This is a genomic window from Myxococcales bacterium (assembly GCA_016716835.1).
Lineage (GTDB): Bacteria > Myxococcota_A > Polyangia > Haliangiales > Haliangiaceae > JADJUW01.
Genome location: JADJUW010000001.1, coordinates 1818499 through 1834965, shown reverse-complemented (window position 1 = coordinate 1834965; position 16467 = coordinate 1818499). Strand labels below are relative to the sequence as shown.

Here is a 16467-nt window from a genome sequence, read left to right as displayed (position 1 = left end):
TGTAGAATAGGCGGTGCATATGCGCGGCAAGCTCGTGATCGTATCGTCACCGTCCGGTGCCGGCAAAACCACGCTTACCCGGCGCTTGCTCGCCGAATTCGATACCATCGATTTTTCCGTGTCGTACACCACCCGCCCGCAGCGCCCCGGCGAGGTCAACGGCATCGACTATCATTTTGTCGAGACCGCCGTATTTGAACAAATGGCCCAGCACGGTGAGTTTGCCGAGCACGCCTTGGTCCACGGCAATCGTTATGGCACCGCGCGCGCGCCGATCGAGGCCGCGCTGACGCGTGGTCGCGATGTCATCTTTGACGTCGACTGGCAAGGCGGCGCCTCGCTATCGGCGCAGTGGCCACAAGAATCGGTCAAGATCTTCATCTTGCCGCCCAGCCTGGCGGCCCTGGCCGAGCGGCTGCATCGCCGCGCCACCGATAGCCAAGAGGTCATCACCCGCCGCCTGCACAAGGCGCTCGAAGAGCTTGGCCATTTTCGCGAGTACAGTCATCTGATCGTCAATGACGACTTGGAGCGCGCTTACGGCTTGCTCAAGGCGGTCTATGTCACCGCGCGCTATGGCGCCCCACCCGCAACCGATGATGGCCTCGCCGCGGGCGCCAATCCGTCGCGCCACGAGCATTGCAGCGTGCCCTTGGCGGTGCGCCGGCAGCTCGCGGCCGTCGTTTTGCAAAATCCCGCGCAGGCTGCCACCGACCACGCGCTAGGCCTGCTCGCCGCGGGCGCTTCATGGTAAGCTCGCAGGCTTAGGGGCACGTTCGTAGCTATATGCAAACGATTCAGGCGCTGATCGACAAGGTGGCCGCGTACTATCCCGGCGTCGACCGGGAGTTGCTCGCCCGCGTCTACGAATTTGCCGTTAAATCGCACCACGGGCAGACGCGCAAATCCGGCGAGGCGTACGTCACGCACCCGCTGTCGGTCGCCTTTCTCATCGCCGACCTCGGGCTTGACGTCGCGTCGATCTGCGCCGGCCTTTTGCACGATGCCGTCGAGGACACGCCCGCAACGCTTGAGCAGCTGACCGAGCTCTTCGGCAAGGAAATCGCCTTTCTGGTCGACGGGGTTACCAAGCTTGGCAAGCTGCCGTATTCAACACGCGAGGAGCAGCAGGCCGAGAACTTTCGCAAGATGTTGCTCGCCATGGCGCGCGACATCCGCGTGATCTTGGTGAAGCTATGTGATCGCCTCGACAACATGCGCTCGCTCGAGCATCTCGATTCACAGAAGCAAGAGCGCATCGCGGCGGAGACCATGCAGATCTATGCGCCGCTCTCCAATCGCCTCGGCATCCAATGGGTGAAGGTCGAGCTTGAAGACTATGCCTTTCGCTACCTGTATCCCGGCGAGTTCGAGAAGCTAAACGCCGACGTGGCCAAGACCAGCGAGGAACGCCAGGCCCACATTGTCGAAGTCGAACAACTGATCGCCGCGGAGATGAGCGCCAATGGCGTCAAGTGCGAGGTGAGCGGCCGCGCCAAGCATTTGTGGTCGACCTGGCAAAAGATGAAGCGCACCGGCCGCCCCTACAGCGAGATTCACGACTCGGTCGGCTTTCGTATCATCACGGATGACATCAACCATTGCTATCAGGCGCTCGGCGTCGCGCATCAGGCGTGGACGCCGATTCCTGGGCGGTTTAAGGACTACATCGCGCTGCCCAAGCCCAATCTCTACCAATCGCTGCACACCGCGGTGATCGCGCCCAGCGGCGAGCGCGTCGAGATCCAGATTCGCACCCGCGACATGCACGAGGCGGCCGAGGCCGGCATCGCGGCGCACTGGAAATATAAAGAGGGCAAGCCCAACATCACCGCCGATGACCAAAAGTTCGCGTGGCTGCGCCAGATGATGGAGACCCACACCGAGCTGCGCGACCCGACCGAATTTCTCGAGTCGGTGAAGCTCGACTTATTTGGCGACGAGGTCTTCGTGTTTACGCCTAATGGCGATGTCAAGTCGTTGCCCAAGGGGGCATGCCCCATCGATTTTGCCTACGCCATTCACTCCAACATCGGCGATCGCTGCTCCGGCGCCCGCGTAAATGGCATGATCGTTCCCTTGCGCTATCAGCTGCGCAACGGCGACACCGTCGAGATCATTACCAGCCCCACCCAGCGCCCGAACAAGGACTGGCTCAAGATCGTCAAGACCGCCAAGGCGCGAACCAAGGTGAGGTATCTGCTCCGCCAAGAGCAGCGAGATCGCGCGCTGTCGCTGGGCGAGGACTTGCTGGAAAAGGCGCTGCGCAAGGAAGACGCCTCGATTGGCAAGCTGACGCGCTCTGGCGAACTCGAAGAGCTTGCCAAGACCAACTTCCGATGCGCCGACATCAACGAGCTCATCTTGCAGGTCGGCTACGGCAAGGTAACGCCCGCAGGCGTGGTCGAGGCCTGGAAGGCCCGCGGCGACCACGGCGCGCGTGCCACGGTGGTGGCCCAGCGCGGTGAGGCGATGGTGCAAAACCTCATCCGCAAGGTGACGCGCCGGCAAAACAACAGCGGCGTCTTGGTCGCGGGTTCGAGCGACATCCTGGTCCGTTTTGCCAAATGCTGCACGCCGCTGCCTGGCGATCAGATCGTCGGCTTCATCACGCGGGGACGCGGCGTTACGGTGCACCGACGCGAATGTGACCAGGCGCTCGATATCGATCCCGAGCGGCGCGTCGAGGTCGATTGGGATGGCACGTCATCGGTGCAGCACGAAATTGGGATCCAAGTGCTATGCGCCGACAAGCCGGGCTTGCTGGCAAATATTTCGCAGTGCTTTACCGATCAAAGCGTGAATATTAGCCAGGCGCACTGTCGCACCATGGAGGATGGCCGCGCGGTCAATACATTTAACGCGAGCGTCAAAGACCTCGAGCAGCTCAAGGCCGTCATTCGCGCGCTTTCGCGCATCAAGGGCGTTTATTCCGTTGATCGCGTGGCGTCGAACGAATAAGAAATGTGGGGCGTGGGCGCGAGGCGTTGCCGTCCGCGCGCGCGGATGACTAAGCAGCTTTTGGTGCCGGCTTGCCGGGTTCACCAAGCGCGGCGAACAGCTCGACGCTGCTGAGCGTGGAGTGCTTGGCCGACGCATTTTTTCGCTTGCGTCCCATGTTCTTGTGACGGGTTTTGCGACGATTTTCCGAAGAGGCGGTATTTGATGCCATGGGAGTGCTCCGCGATAGAGTGGGGGAGAGACTTAGCCTCCACGGGGGTTGGTGTCAACCGGTCGCTAGGGCAATCGGCCGGTTTGCCCCTGCGTTTGGGCAAAAAAGGAGGCCCCGCCCTACACGGCCGCCGCCAGCGGCTGGGGCGCCCACCTTGAGACGATGCATCGAGCCGCAGCCACGTGGCGCAAGCAGTTGAAATGACGAGTTCTTTAGGGCTACGATCACAGCTTGATGAGGGGACGATCATGAAGGCCTGTCCGGTCTGCAAGCAGCAATACGACGGCTCGGCCAAGTTCTGCGCAATTGACGGCTCGCCACTCGTCGAAAAAGCACAGGCGCCTGCGCAGGCCGCGTCGCCTTCGGCCGCGCTACCCGCGATAGGGGTACCAGCCATTGCTATGTCCGCCGTCCTCTCTGCGCCGGTCGCGGTGGCCGGCGAGGTGCTGGGCGGCCGTTTCGTCGTCGGCGCGGCACTGCGCACCGGCCGCACCGGCGAGTTGCTTCGTGGCAGGGATGATCAGACCGGGGCACAGGTCGCCATTAAACGCGTCGCGCCCCATGTTGTCGCCCACCCTCAGGTTGCGGCGCGCGTCGATCGGGAGCTTGGGGTATTAGGCGCGATGCATGCCATCGGCAGCGCGCGCGTGCTGGCATCCGGACGAGCCTCCGATCGCCTGTGGGTCGCGACCGAATGGATCGAAGATGGCAAGTCGCTCGACGCGGTCATTGCGACGCGTGGACCGCTGCCGCTGCCCGAGGCGCTCGCGATCACCGTACAGGTCGGCGAGGCGCTGCTCGAGGCCGGTAAGCTAGGCATCGTGCATCGCGACCTTGCGCCGAAAAATGTGCTCATCAGCGCCGGCCAAGTAAAACTTATCAACTGGGCGCTGCCGGTGGCGGTGCACGAAAAAGTCGCGGGCGTGCCGACGTTTGTCTCGCCCGAACACGTCGAAGGTCGCCTGGTCGACCAGCGCAGCAACATCTATAGCTTGGCGGCCTTATTTTACTTTGCGGTCACGGGTCAGCCGCCGTTTGCGGGCAACACCGAATCGGTTCACCGCGCGCACGTGACCGCCGCGCTGCCCGTGTTGTCGGCGCGCGCGAGCACACCGACGGCGCTCGACCCCATTATCGCCAAGGCGATGGATAAGAGCGCCTCGCGACGTTACATGACGCTGCGCCAGTTCCTCGATGAACTCGTCGCCGCGGCCAAGGCGCCCGCCATTTCGGAAAGCACCACGCTGGGCGCGCCGGCGCTCGTAGCGCCTAGGCTGCCCGATGTGGGGCCAGGGCTCGCGGCTGCGCCGGTGGCCGCCGCGCCCGTTATCGGTTCGCCGTTTGCGCGCAGTGGCGCCGCTGAACTCGGCCAGACGCTGGTCGGCGTAATTGGCGGCACCGACGTGAATGCTCGCACCAAGCAAGTTGATGCCGTAGATCCCGCGCTGCTGCGTTCGCTGCAGCAACCCTCAGCTGCCATCGCCGTGCCCAACGTTGTCGTGGAGTCGTCTTCGGCGCCAATCCCGTTGGTGCAGGCCGCCATCGCCCCACCGGCAGCCGTCGCGCCGGCGCTTGTCGCACCTGCGGCGGTGCCGGTTGCTGCCCCTGCGCCCGTGCTTGCGCCGGCAATTGCACCGGCAATAGCACCAATGGCTGCGCCCCCGATTGCCGCCGAGTCGGCATCGCGTGCGGCGGACGTCGACGCCGACGGCAAGCCAAAATTTCGCGAGACGCTGTGGTTTAAAAAAGGTGAGCTCGACGCGCTCTCAGCGCAGCAGGCCTCCGGCAGCGAAACCAAGATCGATTCGTTGCCGATCGAAGACCGCTACAACGACGACGGCACGCTCTCGGGTGGCGATGCGGCGCGCTACAGCTTGCGCACCGGCGGCGGCACCGGCGCGGGCGTGCGGACCCCGCGCGCGACCGATGGTCGGCGGCTCGGCACCATGTCCGAGGATGAGCTGGTGAGCGAGCTCAAAGGCGGTCGAGGCAAGTGGATCGCGATTGGGGTCGGCGTTTGCATCGCGCTCGTTATCGTAATCGTCCTGTTTGCGCTGTAGCGCCCGTCGTTTACATCCAGCCGTCGCTCAGCGCCAAGCCCAGCACATCCGGCAACAGGTCGGGATGGCCATCAGCGATAAAGACGAGGCTTGCGCAGGCCTCCATGAGGTCGCCCACGCAAAGCGTCGGCGCCGCCGCCCGCTTCGCGACGCTGACGATGGTGGCCAGTGGATTCGCGAGCGCGGCGGCCACCGCAAAATAGTGCGGGTCCGCGACAAATAAACGCCACGGCTGCGCGCCCGCATCTGCCGCCTGAGCGAGGGCGGCCAGCTCACGTTGCACGCGCGGTGATAGCGGCTGTCGGTCGTCGTCGCAGGCAATATGTGACCACGTGGTCGTGGGCGCGGAGGCCTTCGCGGTGCCTGCGTAAATGGTTGCGACATGCGCGCCCTTGCTCGCCAACACGCGGCACAACCACCACGCGAGGGGCGCGTCGCCGAGCACGACGCATATATCGCGTGGGCCGACATTGCCGTAGGCGTACATCGTATAGGCATGCAGCGCTTCGCCGCCAAGGCGCGCCAACTCAGGGCGCAATTCGCATGCGGCGGGCAGCGGCGTGAGCCAGCGGCCGGCGACGCGCAGGTGGCGCGGCAGGCCCGCGGCGTGGACCGCCAGCGATGAGCGCGCGGCGCAAACAAACACCCCGCCGCGGCGGCAGGTTTCGCATTCACCACAGGGAAACAAGGCCGGGACCAGGACCGACTTGCCCAGCCATTCGCCAGCTACCTTGCCGGTGGCGATTACCACACCGCAAGCAGCCCGCGCCTCGGCGGACGCGGTCGCGGAGACGTCATATGCACAGATCTCGACTACGACGTCGGTCTCCGCGACCTCGGTGAGTTCGCCGCTCGCCGCTGGATGGTTGCTCGGCAGCGACAACCTGGTTGGACCATCTGTCGACATGCCCGTGGTGTAACCGCGCGGCGCGGGCTACGCAATCATTTGCGCGGCTTGAGGTCGTCGAGTTGTGCTTGCGCCACGGTGCCAGCCACGGTGGCATCTGGATCGTCGATCTCGAGGTCCAGGGCATTTGGCGGCGCCGCCGTGACCGCGCCAAAGGCGAGCGTGTGCTCATAGGCGGAGTACGTGGGGACCTGCGGTGCTGCTAAAGCGGGCGGCGGCGCGAGTTCGTCGTCGCCCATCAGGGTGATGCCGTCGGGATCGACGTCGCTGGCCCCATCAGGTCCATCCGCCGCAGGTGGCGCTGGCTCGATGTTCACCGCGCTAAACGTGCTAGTTCGCCGCGTCGCGGGGCTAATCGGTGGATGATACGCCGGTGCGGCGAAATTGGTTGGCGCGTCTGCCTCGTAGGCATCAGGCGCAGGCGGCGCAACGTCGGCGAAACGGGCGCTAACCGCGAGACCTTGGCGACGGCGCCAGGCGACCAACGCGGTAAGCAGATCTTGATAGGGAATCACCCCAAAATTGTAACACGGCCAATCCGGTGCCGAGATAGGTGCCTTCAATTTGTGTATAACGCCGGGTGTCGTTTCGGCGGTCGTTATTTATAGGTCAGCCCTTATCCCACATCGCGTGGGGCGCGGCGGCGACGGTGGGTACGCGGTCATTCACGGTTTTCCCGAGCGCACCGGTGGCGTTTCGGTGGGCGCGCGCCTCGCTGAATATGGGGGTGCGGTGGGGCGACGACGCCGCGGCGGTGGCCATCAACCGACGCCTGGTGGCCGAGCACGCCGGATTTGACGTCGAGCAGCTTCAAGTTACTAAGCATGTCCACGGCACCAACGTCTGGCGTGTCGGCGAAGCCATCAGCGAGCCCGCGGAGTACGATGGGCTCGTCACCGATCAGGTCGGCCCGGTGCTCGGTGCGTTCGCCGCCGACTGCATGCCGGTGGTGTTTGCGGATCCGGTGGCCGGCGTCGTGGCGGCGTGCCATGCCGGGTGGCGCGGCACCGTGCTGGGCATCGCGCCACGCGTCATCGCGCGCATGGCCGAGCTCGGCGCGCACCCGGGGGATGTCTGTGCCGCCATTGGGCCATCGATCGGACCGTGTTGTTTCGAGGTTGGCGATGAGGTGGTCGACGCGTTTCATCAGGCGTTTGGCAACGTGCCGGGGTTGGTCGTCGCGGGCCCCCGCAAGCCGCACATAGATCTGCGGTTGGCATTCGCGGTCGCCTTGCACCGTGCCGGCGTGCGAATGGCGCAGATCGACGCACAACCGCCGTGTACGCGATGCCACCCCGAGCGGTTTTTTAGCTATCGGCGCGATGGCCAAGCGGGCGGGGTGCATATGGGGTATATCGCCATGACGGCCTCGCACGAGGCCACGGAGTAAGCGCATGAAACCACCTGTTCATCGAATGTTGCTCGCCCTTGCGATGGGGGCCTTGAGCACCGGATGCGGGCCAACTAGGTCGGCAGCACCGCAAGCCAGCGTGGCGGAGACGGCGCCCGTCGCCCCGGGTGACGAAGCTCCCGTCGTCGCGGCAACCGCCCCTGTCACCGACGAAGTGCGGCCGCCGCATGCCGACGATCTTGCGGTGTATACGGCGAAGCTTGCAGGCGCCGGCGCCTTGCGCGCGACGATCGAAACCTCGATGGGCTCGATTCGTTGTCGCCTCCTAAGCGATGAGGCGCCATTGGCGGTGGCCAATTTCGTCGGCTTGGCCACGGGCCAGAAAGCGTGGCGTCGCGGCGGCAGCGGCGAGATTGTTAGGGAGCGCCCATTTTATGATGGGCTAATCTTTCACCGCGTGATTCCGGGTTTCATGATCCAAGGCGGCGATCAAAACGGCAACGGCTCGGGTGATGGCGGCTACAAGTTCGCCAACGAACGGCACCCGAGCGCCAAACACGACGCGGCGGGCATTCTCTCCATGGCCAACGCCGGCCCCGATACCAACGGCACGCAATTCTTCATCACCGACGATGCCAATCCGCGCTTGGACGGCGGCTACACGGTATTTGGTCGCTGCCAGGACGCCGACGTCATCAGCCGTATCGCGCGCGTGCCGACGAGCCGCGGCGACAAGCCGCAAGACGATGTGGTCATCTATTCGGTAAAAATCGATCGCATGGCGTTTTAGTCGGCGCGCGAAAACCGCGGCCCGCGCTTGCGCGGACATGTAGAGCGCGACATGCTCGCCGCCATGACCAACGCGGTTTCCCTGTTCCTAGCGTGCGCCTTGCTGGCCCTTGCGGCCTGCGATCACAAACCCCAGCCAGCAAAAAAGCATGCTGAGCCGGCCGCACCCGCACCGACCGCCGCACCGGCCGAGGCAGCGCCAGCCCCCACGCCCGCGGTGACCGTTGCCGCGCCAACGGCCGCAGATCTGGCGACCTACACCAGCGACCTAACCGGCACCGGCCCGCTGACGGCGACAATTACCACCTCAATGGGCGCGATCCACTGCGAACTTTTTGGCGATAAGCGCCCAGTCACCGTCGCCAATTTTGTCGGCTTGGCAACCGGCAAAAAAGCCTGGATGAGCCCGACGGGCGGCGTCGTGCAAGGCAAGCCCTTCTACAATGGCCTGATTTTTCACCGCGTTATTCCGACGTTTATGATCCAGGGCGGCGACCCGCAAGGCAATGGTAATGGTGGCCCCGGCTATGATTTTGACAACGAAAGGGAGCCTGCGCTCACGCACACCGCGGGTGCGCTGGCGATGGCCAATGCGGGTCCTGACACCAACGGTTCGCAGTTCTACATTACCGAGGCGCCGCGGCCGCAGCTTGACGGCGGCAACTACGTCGTCTTTGGTCAGTGCCGCGAGCTCGATATCGTCAAGGCGATCGCGCGGGTGCCGCGCAACGAGTCTGACCGCCCAAATGACGCGGTGACGATCTCGTCGATCGAAATCTCGCGTGGCGCGCCTGCGCCAACCAAACGCTAGCGCCATATGACGGCGCCGCGGCAGTCGTGGGTCTCACGGCTTTTTAGCCGGCAGCGCAACCAATTGCTGTTCGCGCTGGTGTGGTTTGCGGTCGAATGTCTTTTGGTGCTCGCGCCGGTCTCCAGCGCGTTTGAGTTGTCAGCGGTGGCCGATGCCTCGGCAATGCGGTTGGCGGTTATGGCCGCCATCGTGTTTGGCGCCGCAGCGTGGTGGGCGGCGGCACGGTTGCATCGGCCCATCGTCACGGTGGCGGCCGCGCGCGATCGCGGCGAAGCGATCGCCGACGAGCTGACCAAGACCGCGTTTTTTGCCGCCTTGCGCCTGCCGCTGCGTCAGCTGCTGTTGCGCACCGCGGTGTGGGTGGCCTGGGCGACGGCGGTGGCGGTCATCCTCTACACGCGCGGCATTTGGGTGCGCGAGCGCGCCACGGCCTTCGTCGCGATGACCGGCATGTTTGCCTTGGTCGCCGCCTCGCTGCGCAGCATGACGGTTTCGCGCCTCATGGCCGCGGTCAGGCGTGAGTGGTTTGATCGCGACGTGACCGCAAGCTTCGTCGCGGTGTCGTGGCGCGCCTTTGCCTTGATCGCCGCCTGGGTGACGAGCGGCGTCATGTTGGCGCAAGCGGGCTTTCTCTATTTTTTCGTGCCGATGCCGCACGATCGATTTTTGATGTTGCAGGGCATGCTCATCTCGATCGTCGTGATCGTCGCGGCGCTGTGGGCTTTGCTCGCCCGCCGCCACGCCCGCAGCCTGCACCTGTTCGCGACGCGGCTCCTGGCCGGCGAGACGGCGCGAACCGATGCGTTGGCGTTTTATCGCGATGCCCAGTGGCTGCCGTATCAGCTCGCGCGCAACAGCGCGCTCTTGTGGGTCGTCGCGATCGCCGCGGCGCTGGTTGCCAATCGCGCGCGCCATAGCGTGGCGCTGGACGACGCGGTGATCATCGCGATCGCGCAGTTCATGATCGTGCTTGGCGGCATCTTGTATGAGCTCTTGCTCTATCGCGCGACGCTGAGCATCTTGGTCGTGCGCATCCTCGCTCGTGGCCGAGTCGCGCTGCGGGAGGTGCCGCCCTCGTTATCGCTGCCAGCCAAGCTGCTCTATACCTTTGGTGGCGTGGTGGTGCTGGCCTGCGGGATGGCGACCATCTGGGGCCTGCTGCAATACAAGAGCATGTCGACCGAGGCCGTGGCGCAACAGTCGCGCCTGGGCATGGCCTGGCTGCGCAGCGCCGTGCAGGCCGAGCTGGTCGATGATGCCTCGCCGCCAACCGCGGCCAAGGTGCGCGCCGCCGTGCAAGGCCTCGCCAGCGTTAGCTCCGCCGAGGTGATCTACTTCGTCCCTGCCAGCGTCAGCGCCGACGACGCCATCTTAACCCTAACCACCAGCGGAGAGCCACCGCCGGCGTTGCCGTGGTACCTCATCGCCTCGCTGCATGCCGAGGCCGATCATGGCGTGCGCCTGGCGCTCGCCGGCCTTGATGGTCGCGCGGGTCGTATGAAGGTTCGGTGGCACGACGCCGAATATGATGTCGGCGCCGTGGCGATGTTCTATCCCACCTATTATGGGCGGGGCAGCCTACCGGTGCGGCCGATCAAGCAGCTCTTCGTCTTTTTTGTCATCTTGTTGGTGGTGTGTGGTGGCGTGGTCGCGCTTAGCACCAGCCAGTTTACCAACAACATCCGCGCGCTCGAGCGGCGCGCCAACGAGATGGCGCGAGGGTCGCTGACCGAACCCGTGTTGGCCTCGGGCGAGGGCGATGAGATCGGCAGCCTCACGCTGGCGCTCGAAGAGATGCGGCGTGCCTTGCGCGATCGGATTCGCTCGACCGAGGAGATCAATTTCGATCTCGAGCGCGCGGTGCAATCGCGCACCAGCGATCTGGCGGGCAAGAATCGCCAGCTTGCCGACGCCCTAGACAAGCTCACGAGCACGCAAGATCAATTAGTGCGCTCCGAGAAAATGGCCTCTATCGGCCAGCTCGTGGCCGGCATCGCGCACGAGATCAATAACCCCGTCAACGCCATCGTCAATACCGTGGCGCCGCTGCAAGACGTGCTGCAAGACGTCGCGCAGGCGGCACCCGGCGCGGCGGCCTTGGTCGAGGAGCTCGCCGCCATGGTCCGTGTGATCGAGCGCGGTGCGCAACGCACCAAGGCGATCGTCGGCGCGCTGCATAACTATTCGAGGACCGACGAAGAGAGCATCGTGAGCTTCGACCTAAATCGCAGCCTTGACGATTCGCTTGAGCTCTTGCGCCACTTGCTGCGCGATCAGATCACGGTGGTGCGGCGGCTCGGTGCCGTGGGCAAGATCCAAGGCCATGCCGGTCAGATCAATCAGATCTTCATGAACCTCATGACCAATGCCGCGCAGGCCATTGCCGGGCGCGACGACGCCACGCTGACCGTGACCAGCGAGGCTGATGACGCGCAGGTGATCGTGCGCATCGCCGACAATGGCCCGGGCATACCTGCCGCCATCCTGCCGCGCATTTGGGATCCCTTCTTCACGACCAAGGACGTCGGCGAGGGCACGGGCCTTGGGCTGTCCATCGTTCATCAGCTCGTGGAGCGCCACGGCGGCACGATCGAGGTCCAGACCGCAACCGCGCAGACGGCCGCTGCGGGCGCCCCTACCGGCACCGCCTTTGTGGTCACGCTGCCTCGCGATGCGCGCCCGGTCATGGCCGCAAAGCCAGCGGTTACTGGGTGACGACTTCGAGCCGCCAGCTTACCAAGGTGCCGGTGTCGTAGGCCGCCGTATCGGCGACGTGCAAGGTCCATGTGCCGCTCAGCGCCGCGCCATTGAAGTCACTCACGTCGTAGGTCGCGATCAGATTGTCTTGGTAGCTGCCCGTGCGGTCATGCAACACCGTCTGCAGGCCGTTGTGTTCGAGCCATACCTTGAGGTCGCCTCGATACGGATGGGCAATATTCACGCTTACCGAAAGCGAGGCGATGGCGCCGGCGTCCGCCGCCGTAAGCCCGTTGCTTACGCCTGTCGCGTTGTTGTCGGGAATCGCCAAGGACGCCACGGCGTCGTAGGCGAAGGTATTTTCGCTGGCTTGGCAGCTCGCGTGGTTTGTACACGCGTCGTCATCGCAATCGGTCGCGCCGTTGTGGTTGTTGTCCGCGCCGTCGTCGCAGACCTCGACCAGGGGTGCGAGCACGGGAATATCGCTTACGTAGGCCGAGGCATACTCGTTGATGTAGCGCATTGAGATGTAGCCATAACCATCGCCGTGCGCGTTGTTGACGCCAAAGCTGCCGGTGCCCCAGCTGTTCTTAAAGATGTAGAAGCCCTTCTCGGTGATGGGGTTGCCCTCCGCGTCGAGGAGGGGATTGCCGTCTTTGTCACGCGCCGCAACTTCAAGATTGTCGTCCCAGCCAACCAAGAGAATGGAATGGCCGGCGCGCTTTTCCAGCGAGGCCTCTTCGTCTTCGGCATTTGGATAGGTCACATAGCCAAGCCGCCAATACTCGCTATTGACGGGCAACGTCGACAGCCGGTGATTCCACGCCTGATAAAAGAAGGTCATGCCAATCACCACGCCGGTGCCCTTGGTGGTGATGTGCGCCTTGATTGAGTTGGTGTTCAGCCAACGCCCCGCGGGCAGCTTGAACTTCGGCGCCTGCTTTACCTCGTCGGATGGGTGGCCATTGGTGTAGCAGAGCGTTGGTTGCTCATCGGTGCCATCACAGGCAGGGTCGTTTGCGACGCCCCACTGAAATTTCTCATAAGGCCACACCGCCTCGGTGACGATGCCGAAGCGCGAAATCGCCTTTAAATTTTGATCGCTATTGCTCCCCGAGGTGTTGGGAAACGAATTTTGTTCGAACTTGGCCGACCACTGCAGATACTGCTCAGAAAAGTCTGGATTGGTGATGTTGCCTTGCTTGATATACAAATGCTCCATCAGCGCCACCGCCGAGAAAATGGAGCACACGCCGCGGCTGCCTTGGCTTTTAACCGGCGATTGGCTTGCGAGCAGCGCGGTCGAAATCGCGGGATACACCGCATTGGACTTGTTCTCGTCGGCCAGCTCGCTCTTGGCTGGCGCACCTTCAAAAAGTGGGTCATGCGCCGAGACCGGGAATTCATCGTCGTAGGGGGTCGCCTGCCGAGCTGGTTCGGTGCATGCCGTCGCGAGGACGAGGGTCAAAGCGCGGCCGCGGCAGCTAAACGATGGGCAACCAGGGAGAGGTGAACCTTTTTTCATGTGCGGTTATGTATGTAAACCGGCGTTGAAAAGCAAAAAGGATTCGACGGCGCTTCACAGATGGATTGACAAATTGGCAAGGCACGCCCACAGGTGCTTGCCTTTGTGTCGGAATCGATTCGCGTAAGTTATGCAACTTACTGATTTCAAAGGAAAGAATTGTGGCATGAGACCTGCTACGTTGTGCGTACATGATGTGGGCCATTCGCGCGCTTCGCCAACCCGATGGGCCAACCCGCGGCGCCGGGTCGGCATCGAATTCAATTGCAAACGCCCCCCAACAAGTCGAGTCCATTAACGACGAGCCGGCAGATGCCTCCGGCCGAGGTCCTGAGGAAACCCGAGACACCAGCGGCCTTGCGGTGCTGATCGTCGACGACGAGCCTTCTATCGTCGACTCGCTCGATCGCACGCTGCGGCGCGAGGGCTTTACCGTCGTCACAGCGCCGCATGCCCAGCGCGCGCTGGAGATTTTGCGCACGCAACCCATCGCCGTCGTTATCAGCGATCTGATGATGCCCGGCATGACGGGGCTCGAGCTGCTGCGCGCCAGCAAGGCGATCGCGCCACAAACCGAGTTTGTCGTGATGACCGCGTTTGGCACCGTCGAGACCGCGGTCGACGCGATGAAAGAGGGCGCGTACGATTTCGTCACCAAGCCGATCAAGCGGGCCCACGTCATCCGCATCATCCGCAACGCGATGGATAAGCAGTCGTTGGTGATGGAAAACCGCGCGCTGCGGGCGCAACTGGCGGCGCGCGATCATCGCGCGATGATCGGTTCGTCATTGCCGTGGCGGCAGTGCACCGAAACCGCGTCCCAGGCGGCGCAAAGCGACGCCTCCGTGCTCTTGCTTGGCGAGAGCGGCACTGGCAAGGAACTCCTGGCGCGTGCGATCCACGATCAAAGTCGCCGGGCCAGCGGCCCCTTTGTCGCCATCAACTGCGCCGCGATTCCCGAGTCGATCTTAGAGGCCGAATTATTTGGCTACGAGAAGGGCGCCTTCACCGGCGCGACGACGCGGCGCGAGGGCCGCTTTGAGGCGGCAAACGGCGGGACGCTGTTTCTCGACGAAATCGGAGAGATTCCCAAACACGTGCAGGTCAAGCTGCTCCGCGTGCTGCAAGAAGGCGAGGTCGAGCCGCTTGGGGCCAGCGGCAAGCCGCGGCGCATCGATATCCGCCTGGTTGCGGCGACCAACGTCAACCTGGCGCAGGAGGTCAAGGCCGGGCGCTTCCGCGAAGATTTATACTATCGGCTGCACGTGATTCCACTCGCGCTGCCGTCCTTGCGCGATCGCCGCGGCGACATTCCGTTGCTCGCGGCCCACTTCGTTCAGCTTTACGCCGCCAAGAATGGCCGCGCCGCGCTCGGCATTTCGCCCGCGGCGATGCAAAAGCTCGTCGACTACCACTGGCCGGGCAACGTCCGCGAGCTCGAAAACACGATGGAGCGCGCGGTCGTGTTGTCGCGCACCGACATCGTCGAGGCCGAGATTCTCCCGGCCGAAGTTCGCGGCGCGGCGCCCTCCGCGGGGGCCTTGAGCTTTCATTTGGGCACGCCTCTGGCCGAGATCGAGATGGCCGTGATCAACGAAACATTGCGCCATACCCGCGGCGACAAAAAAGCCGCGGCGGGGCTGCTCGGCATTGCGACCCGTACTATCTATCGTCGCCTCGAAGAGGGCGCGGCCGCTGAGCTAGGCGAGCTCGCCGCCGTGGGTGACCGCGAAGAGGAAATCGCGCCATGATCCAAGAATTTTTGCGTCGCCATTTTTGGGTGGTCACGGCATTTACCGTGCTCACCTGTGCCTATTTTGCCGCACGCATGACCGGCAGCCTCGTCGCCGCCAAGTATCTGGCGGATCCGAAGGCTTCGCCTAAGCTGGCGGTGATCATCGAGCCCGAGGCGCCGGCCGTGCGCAGCAAAGACGGCGGCAGCATCGTCGCGCGCCACATGTTTTGTTCGGCTTGTTCGCCGGTCGAAACCGCGGCGGCGGGGCCAGGTGGGGAAACCTCGCTGCCCTTGGTGCTGATCGCGACCAACGTTGGCAGCGTTCCAGAATACTCGTTCGCGACGGTCTTGAACACCGCGACCTTGCATCAGGGCTTTTATGCGGTCGGCGACACCATCCCTGGCGCGGGACCGATCGACCACATCTACTACAAATATCTCGAGTTCCAAAATGCGGGTCGCGTCGAGAAGTTGATGCTGCTCAGCGATGCCGCGCCGGCGTCGACGCCTATCGTGAGCGCGGCGGTGACCGCGCCCCCGGCCGATGACCTTGCGGCCGCGCTCGACCAAGGCGTCAAAAAAATCAACGACTCGACCTATGAAATTTCACGCGCGCTCGTCGATCAAATCCTCGCCAATCCCTTTGGCCTGCAAAAGGACGCCAAGGTGCAACCTGCCGTCGTCAAGGGCAAGCCGGTCGGGCTGCGGCTCTACTCGGTCAAGCCCAGCGGCGTCTACGGCAAGATCGGCCTCGTCTCGGGCGACGTGATCAACAGCGTCAACGGCTTTGACCTCACCAGCGCCGAGCAGGGGCTTGAGGCCTACTCCAAGCTCAAGCAAGCCACCAACCTCGAACTCGTCATCACCCGGCGCGGCCAGTCCGTGACCATGCGTTACTCCATTCGGTAAGCAGAGCACCTATGCGCCCTTCCTCCTACCAAGTTCTACCTTCATCGCCGCGGCGCTCGCCTCGGTGATATTGTTCGGCTTGTCGCAACCGATGGCCATGGCTCAGCGACAGGGTGAGCAAGAAGGTCGCGCGTGTGACGCCCTGGTATTGTCGGCGCCAAAGACAGGCGTTAAAAAAATTAGCGACACACAATACGAAATTTCCCGAGCGTTGTTCGCGCAACTCTTGGTTAGGTCGGAGTGTGTGCAGCAGGTCTGCAAAGTGCAACCTGCCGTCGTCAAGGGCAAGCCGGTCGGGCTGCGGCTCTACTCGGTCAAGCCCAGCGGCGTCTACGGCAAAATCGGCCTTGTCTCAGGCGACGTCATCAACAGCGTCAACGGCTTTGACCTCACCAGCGCCGAGCAGGGGCTTGAGGCCTACTCCAAGCTCAAGCAAGCCACCAACCTCGAACTCGTCATCACCCGGCGCGGCCAGTCCGTGACCATGCGTTACTCCATTCGTTAAATGAGT

The 16467-nt window shown here is 63.7% G+C and carries 13 protein-coding genes; 10 read left to right on the top strand and 3 right to left on the bottom strand.

All coding sequences use genetic code 11. The features are described from left to right. Nucleotides 1-19: 19 nt before the first annotated feature. From gmk to IPL79_08110, 3 genes are all read left to right on the top strand, one after another. The gene (gene gmk / locus IPL79_08120) at nucleotides 20-754 is read left to right on the top strand and encodes a guanylate kinase (GenBank protein ID MBK9070950.1); all 735 of its coding nucleotides are present in this window, start codon (nucleotides 20-22) and stop codon (nucleotides 752-754) included. Between the two features lie 32 nt (nucleotides 755-786). Beyond that, nucleotides 787-2961, top strand: a complete 2175-nt coding sequence (locus IPL79_08115) for a bifunctional (p)ppGpp synthetase/guanosine-3',5'-bis(diphosphate) 3'-pyrophosphohydrolase (GenBank protein MBK9070949.1) — start codon at nucleotides 787-789, stop codon at nucleotides 2959-2961. 411 nt (nucleotides 2962-3372) lie between these two features. Then, nucleotides 3373-5232 (top strand): serine/threonine protein kinase, encoded by a 1860-nt coding sequence (locus tag IPL79_08110; protein ID MBK9070948.1) that lies wholly within the window; start codon nucleotides 3373-3375, stop codon nucleotides 5230-5232. A 10-nt stretch (nucleotides 5233-5242) separates the two neighbouring features. On the opposite strand, the gene IPL79_08105 is transcribed toward IPL79_08110, so the two are convergent. After that, nucleotides 5243-6139 carry an alcohol dehydrogenase catalytic domain-containing protein gene (locus tag IPL79_08105; GenBank protein MBK9070947.1) on the bottom strand — a complete coding sequence of 299 codons (897 nt, stop codon included), beginning with the start codon at nucleotides 6137-6139 and terminating at the stop codon, nucleotides 5243-5245. Between the two features lie 35 nt (nucleotides 6140-6174). Further along, nucleotides 6175-6654, bottom strand: coding sequence for a hypothetical protein (locus IPL79_08100; protein ID MBK9070946.1), 480 nt, complete (start codon nucleotides 6652-6654; stop codon nucleotides 6175-6177). 65 nt (nucleotides 6655-6719) lie between these two features. On the opposite strand from IPL79_08100, the gene pgeF reads away from it, so the two are divergent. From pgeF to IPL79_08080, 4 genes are all read left to right on the top strand, one after another. Further along, complete coding sequence (gene pgeF / locus IPL79_08095) at nucleotides 6720-7529, top strand: peptidoglycan editing factor PgeF (GenBank protein MBK9070945.1); 810 nt, start codon at nucleotides 6720-6722, stop codon at nucleotides 7527-7529. Nucleotides 7530-7572: 43 nt separating this feature from the next. Next, a complete protein-coding gene (locus tag IPL79_08090; protein ID MBK9070944.1) occupies nucleotides 7573-8280 on the top strand; it encodes a peptidylprolyl isomerase in 708 nt (235 codons plus the stop codon). 63 nt (nucleotides 8281-8343) lie between these two features. After that, nucleotides 8344-9090 (top strand): peptidylprolyl isomerase, encoded by a 747-nt coding sequence (locus tag IPL79_08085; protein ID MBK9070943.1) that lies wholly within the window; start codon nucleotides 8344-8346, stop codon nucleotides 9088-9090. Between the two features lie 6 nt (nucleotides 9091-9096). Further along, nucleotides 9097-11805: a HAMP domain-containing protein gene (locus tag IPL79_08080; GenBank protein MBK9070942.1), complete on the top strand. Its 2709-nt coding sequence runs from the start codon at nucleotides 9097-9099 to the stop codon at nucleotides 11803-11805. Here the strand turns inward: IPL79_08080 and IPL79_08075 are convergent. Next, nucleotides 11795-13312, bottom strand: coding sequence for a proprotein convertase P-domain-containing protein (locus IPL79_08075; GenBank protein MBK9070941.1), 1518 nt, complete (start codon nucleotides 13310-13312; stop codon nucleotides 11795-11797). The two genes, IPL79_08080 and IPL79_08075, sit on opposite strands and share 11 nt — an antisense overlap. A gap of 194 nt (nucleotides 13313-13506) precedes the next feature. Between IPL79_08075 and IPL79_08070 the strand changes: the two genes are divergently transcribed. The 3 genes from IPL79_08070 (at nucleotide 13507) to IPL79_08060 (ending at nucleotide 16461) form a co-directional block, all read left to right on the top strand. Beyond that, the gene (locus IPL79_08070; protein MBK9070940.1) at nucleotides 13507-15063 is read left to right on the top strand and encodes a sigma-54-dependent Fis family transcriptional regulator; all 1557 of its coding nucleotides are present in this window, start codon (nucleotides 13507-13509) and stop codon (nucleotides 15061-15063) included. After that, entirely contained in the window at nucleotides 15060-15956 is an 897-nt protein-coding gene (locus tag IPL79_08065) for a hypothetical protein (protein MBK9070939.1), read from the top strand. The genes IPL79_08070 and IPL79_08065 overlap by 4 nt, the downstream gene beginning before the upstream one ends. A 244-nt stretch (nucleotides 15957-16200) precedes the next feature. Then, the gene (locus IPL79_08060; protein ID MBK9070938.1) at nucleotides 16201-16461 is read left to right on the top strand and encodes a hypothetical protein; all 261 of its coding nucleotides are present in this window, start codon (nucleotides 16201-16203) and stop codon (nucleotides 16459-16461) included. The last annotated feature ends 6 nt before the right edge of the window (nucleotides 16462-16467 follow it).

What these genes read in the sequence shown, in the direction of transcription:
- gmk (MBK9070950.1), top strand. Translation starts at nt 20, where the DNA reads ATGCGCGGCAAGCTCGTGATCGTATCGTCACCGTCCGGTGCCGGCAAA.
- IPL79_08115 (MBK9070949.1), top strand. Translation starts at nt 787, where the DNA reads ATGCAAACGATTCAGGCGCTGATCGACAAGGTGGCCGCGTACTATCCC.
- IPL79_08110 (MBK9070948.1), top strand. Translation starts at nt 3,373, where the DNA reads ATGACGAGTTCTTTAGGGCTACGATCACAGCTTGATGAGGGGACGATC.
- IPL79_08105 (MBK9070947.1), bottom strand. Translation starts at nt 6,139, where the DNA reads ATGTCGACAGATGGTCCAACCAGGTTGTCGCTGCCGAGCAACCATCCA.
- IPL79_08090 (MBK9070944.1), top strand. Translation starts at nt 7,573, where the DNA reads ATGGGGGCCTTGAGCACCGGATGCGGGCCAACTAGGTCGGCAGCACCG.
- IPL79_08085 (MBK9070943.1), top strand. Translation starts at nt 8,344, where the DNA reads ATGACCAACGCGGTTTCCCTGTTCCTAGCGTGCGCCTTGCTGGCCCTT.
- IPL79_08080 (MBK9070942.1), top strand. Translation starts at nt 9,097, where the DNA reads ATGACGGCGCCGCGGCAGTCGTGGGTCTCACGGCTTTTTAGCCGGCAG.
- IPL79_08075 (MBK9070941.1), bottom strand. Translation starts at nt 13,312, where the DNA reads ATGAAAAAAGGTTCACCTCTCCCTGGTTGCCCATCGTTTAGCTGCCGC.
- IPL79_08070 (MBK9070940.1), top strand. Translation starts at nt 13,507, where the DNA reads ATGTGGGCCATTCGCGCGCTTCGCCAACCCGATGGGCCAACCCGCGGC.
- IPL79_08065 (MBK9070939.1), top strand. Translation starts at nt 15,060, where the DNA reads ATGATCCAAGAATTTTTGCGTCGCCATTTTTGGGTGGTCACGGCATTT.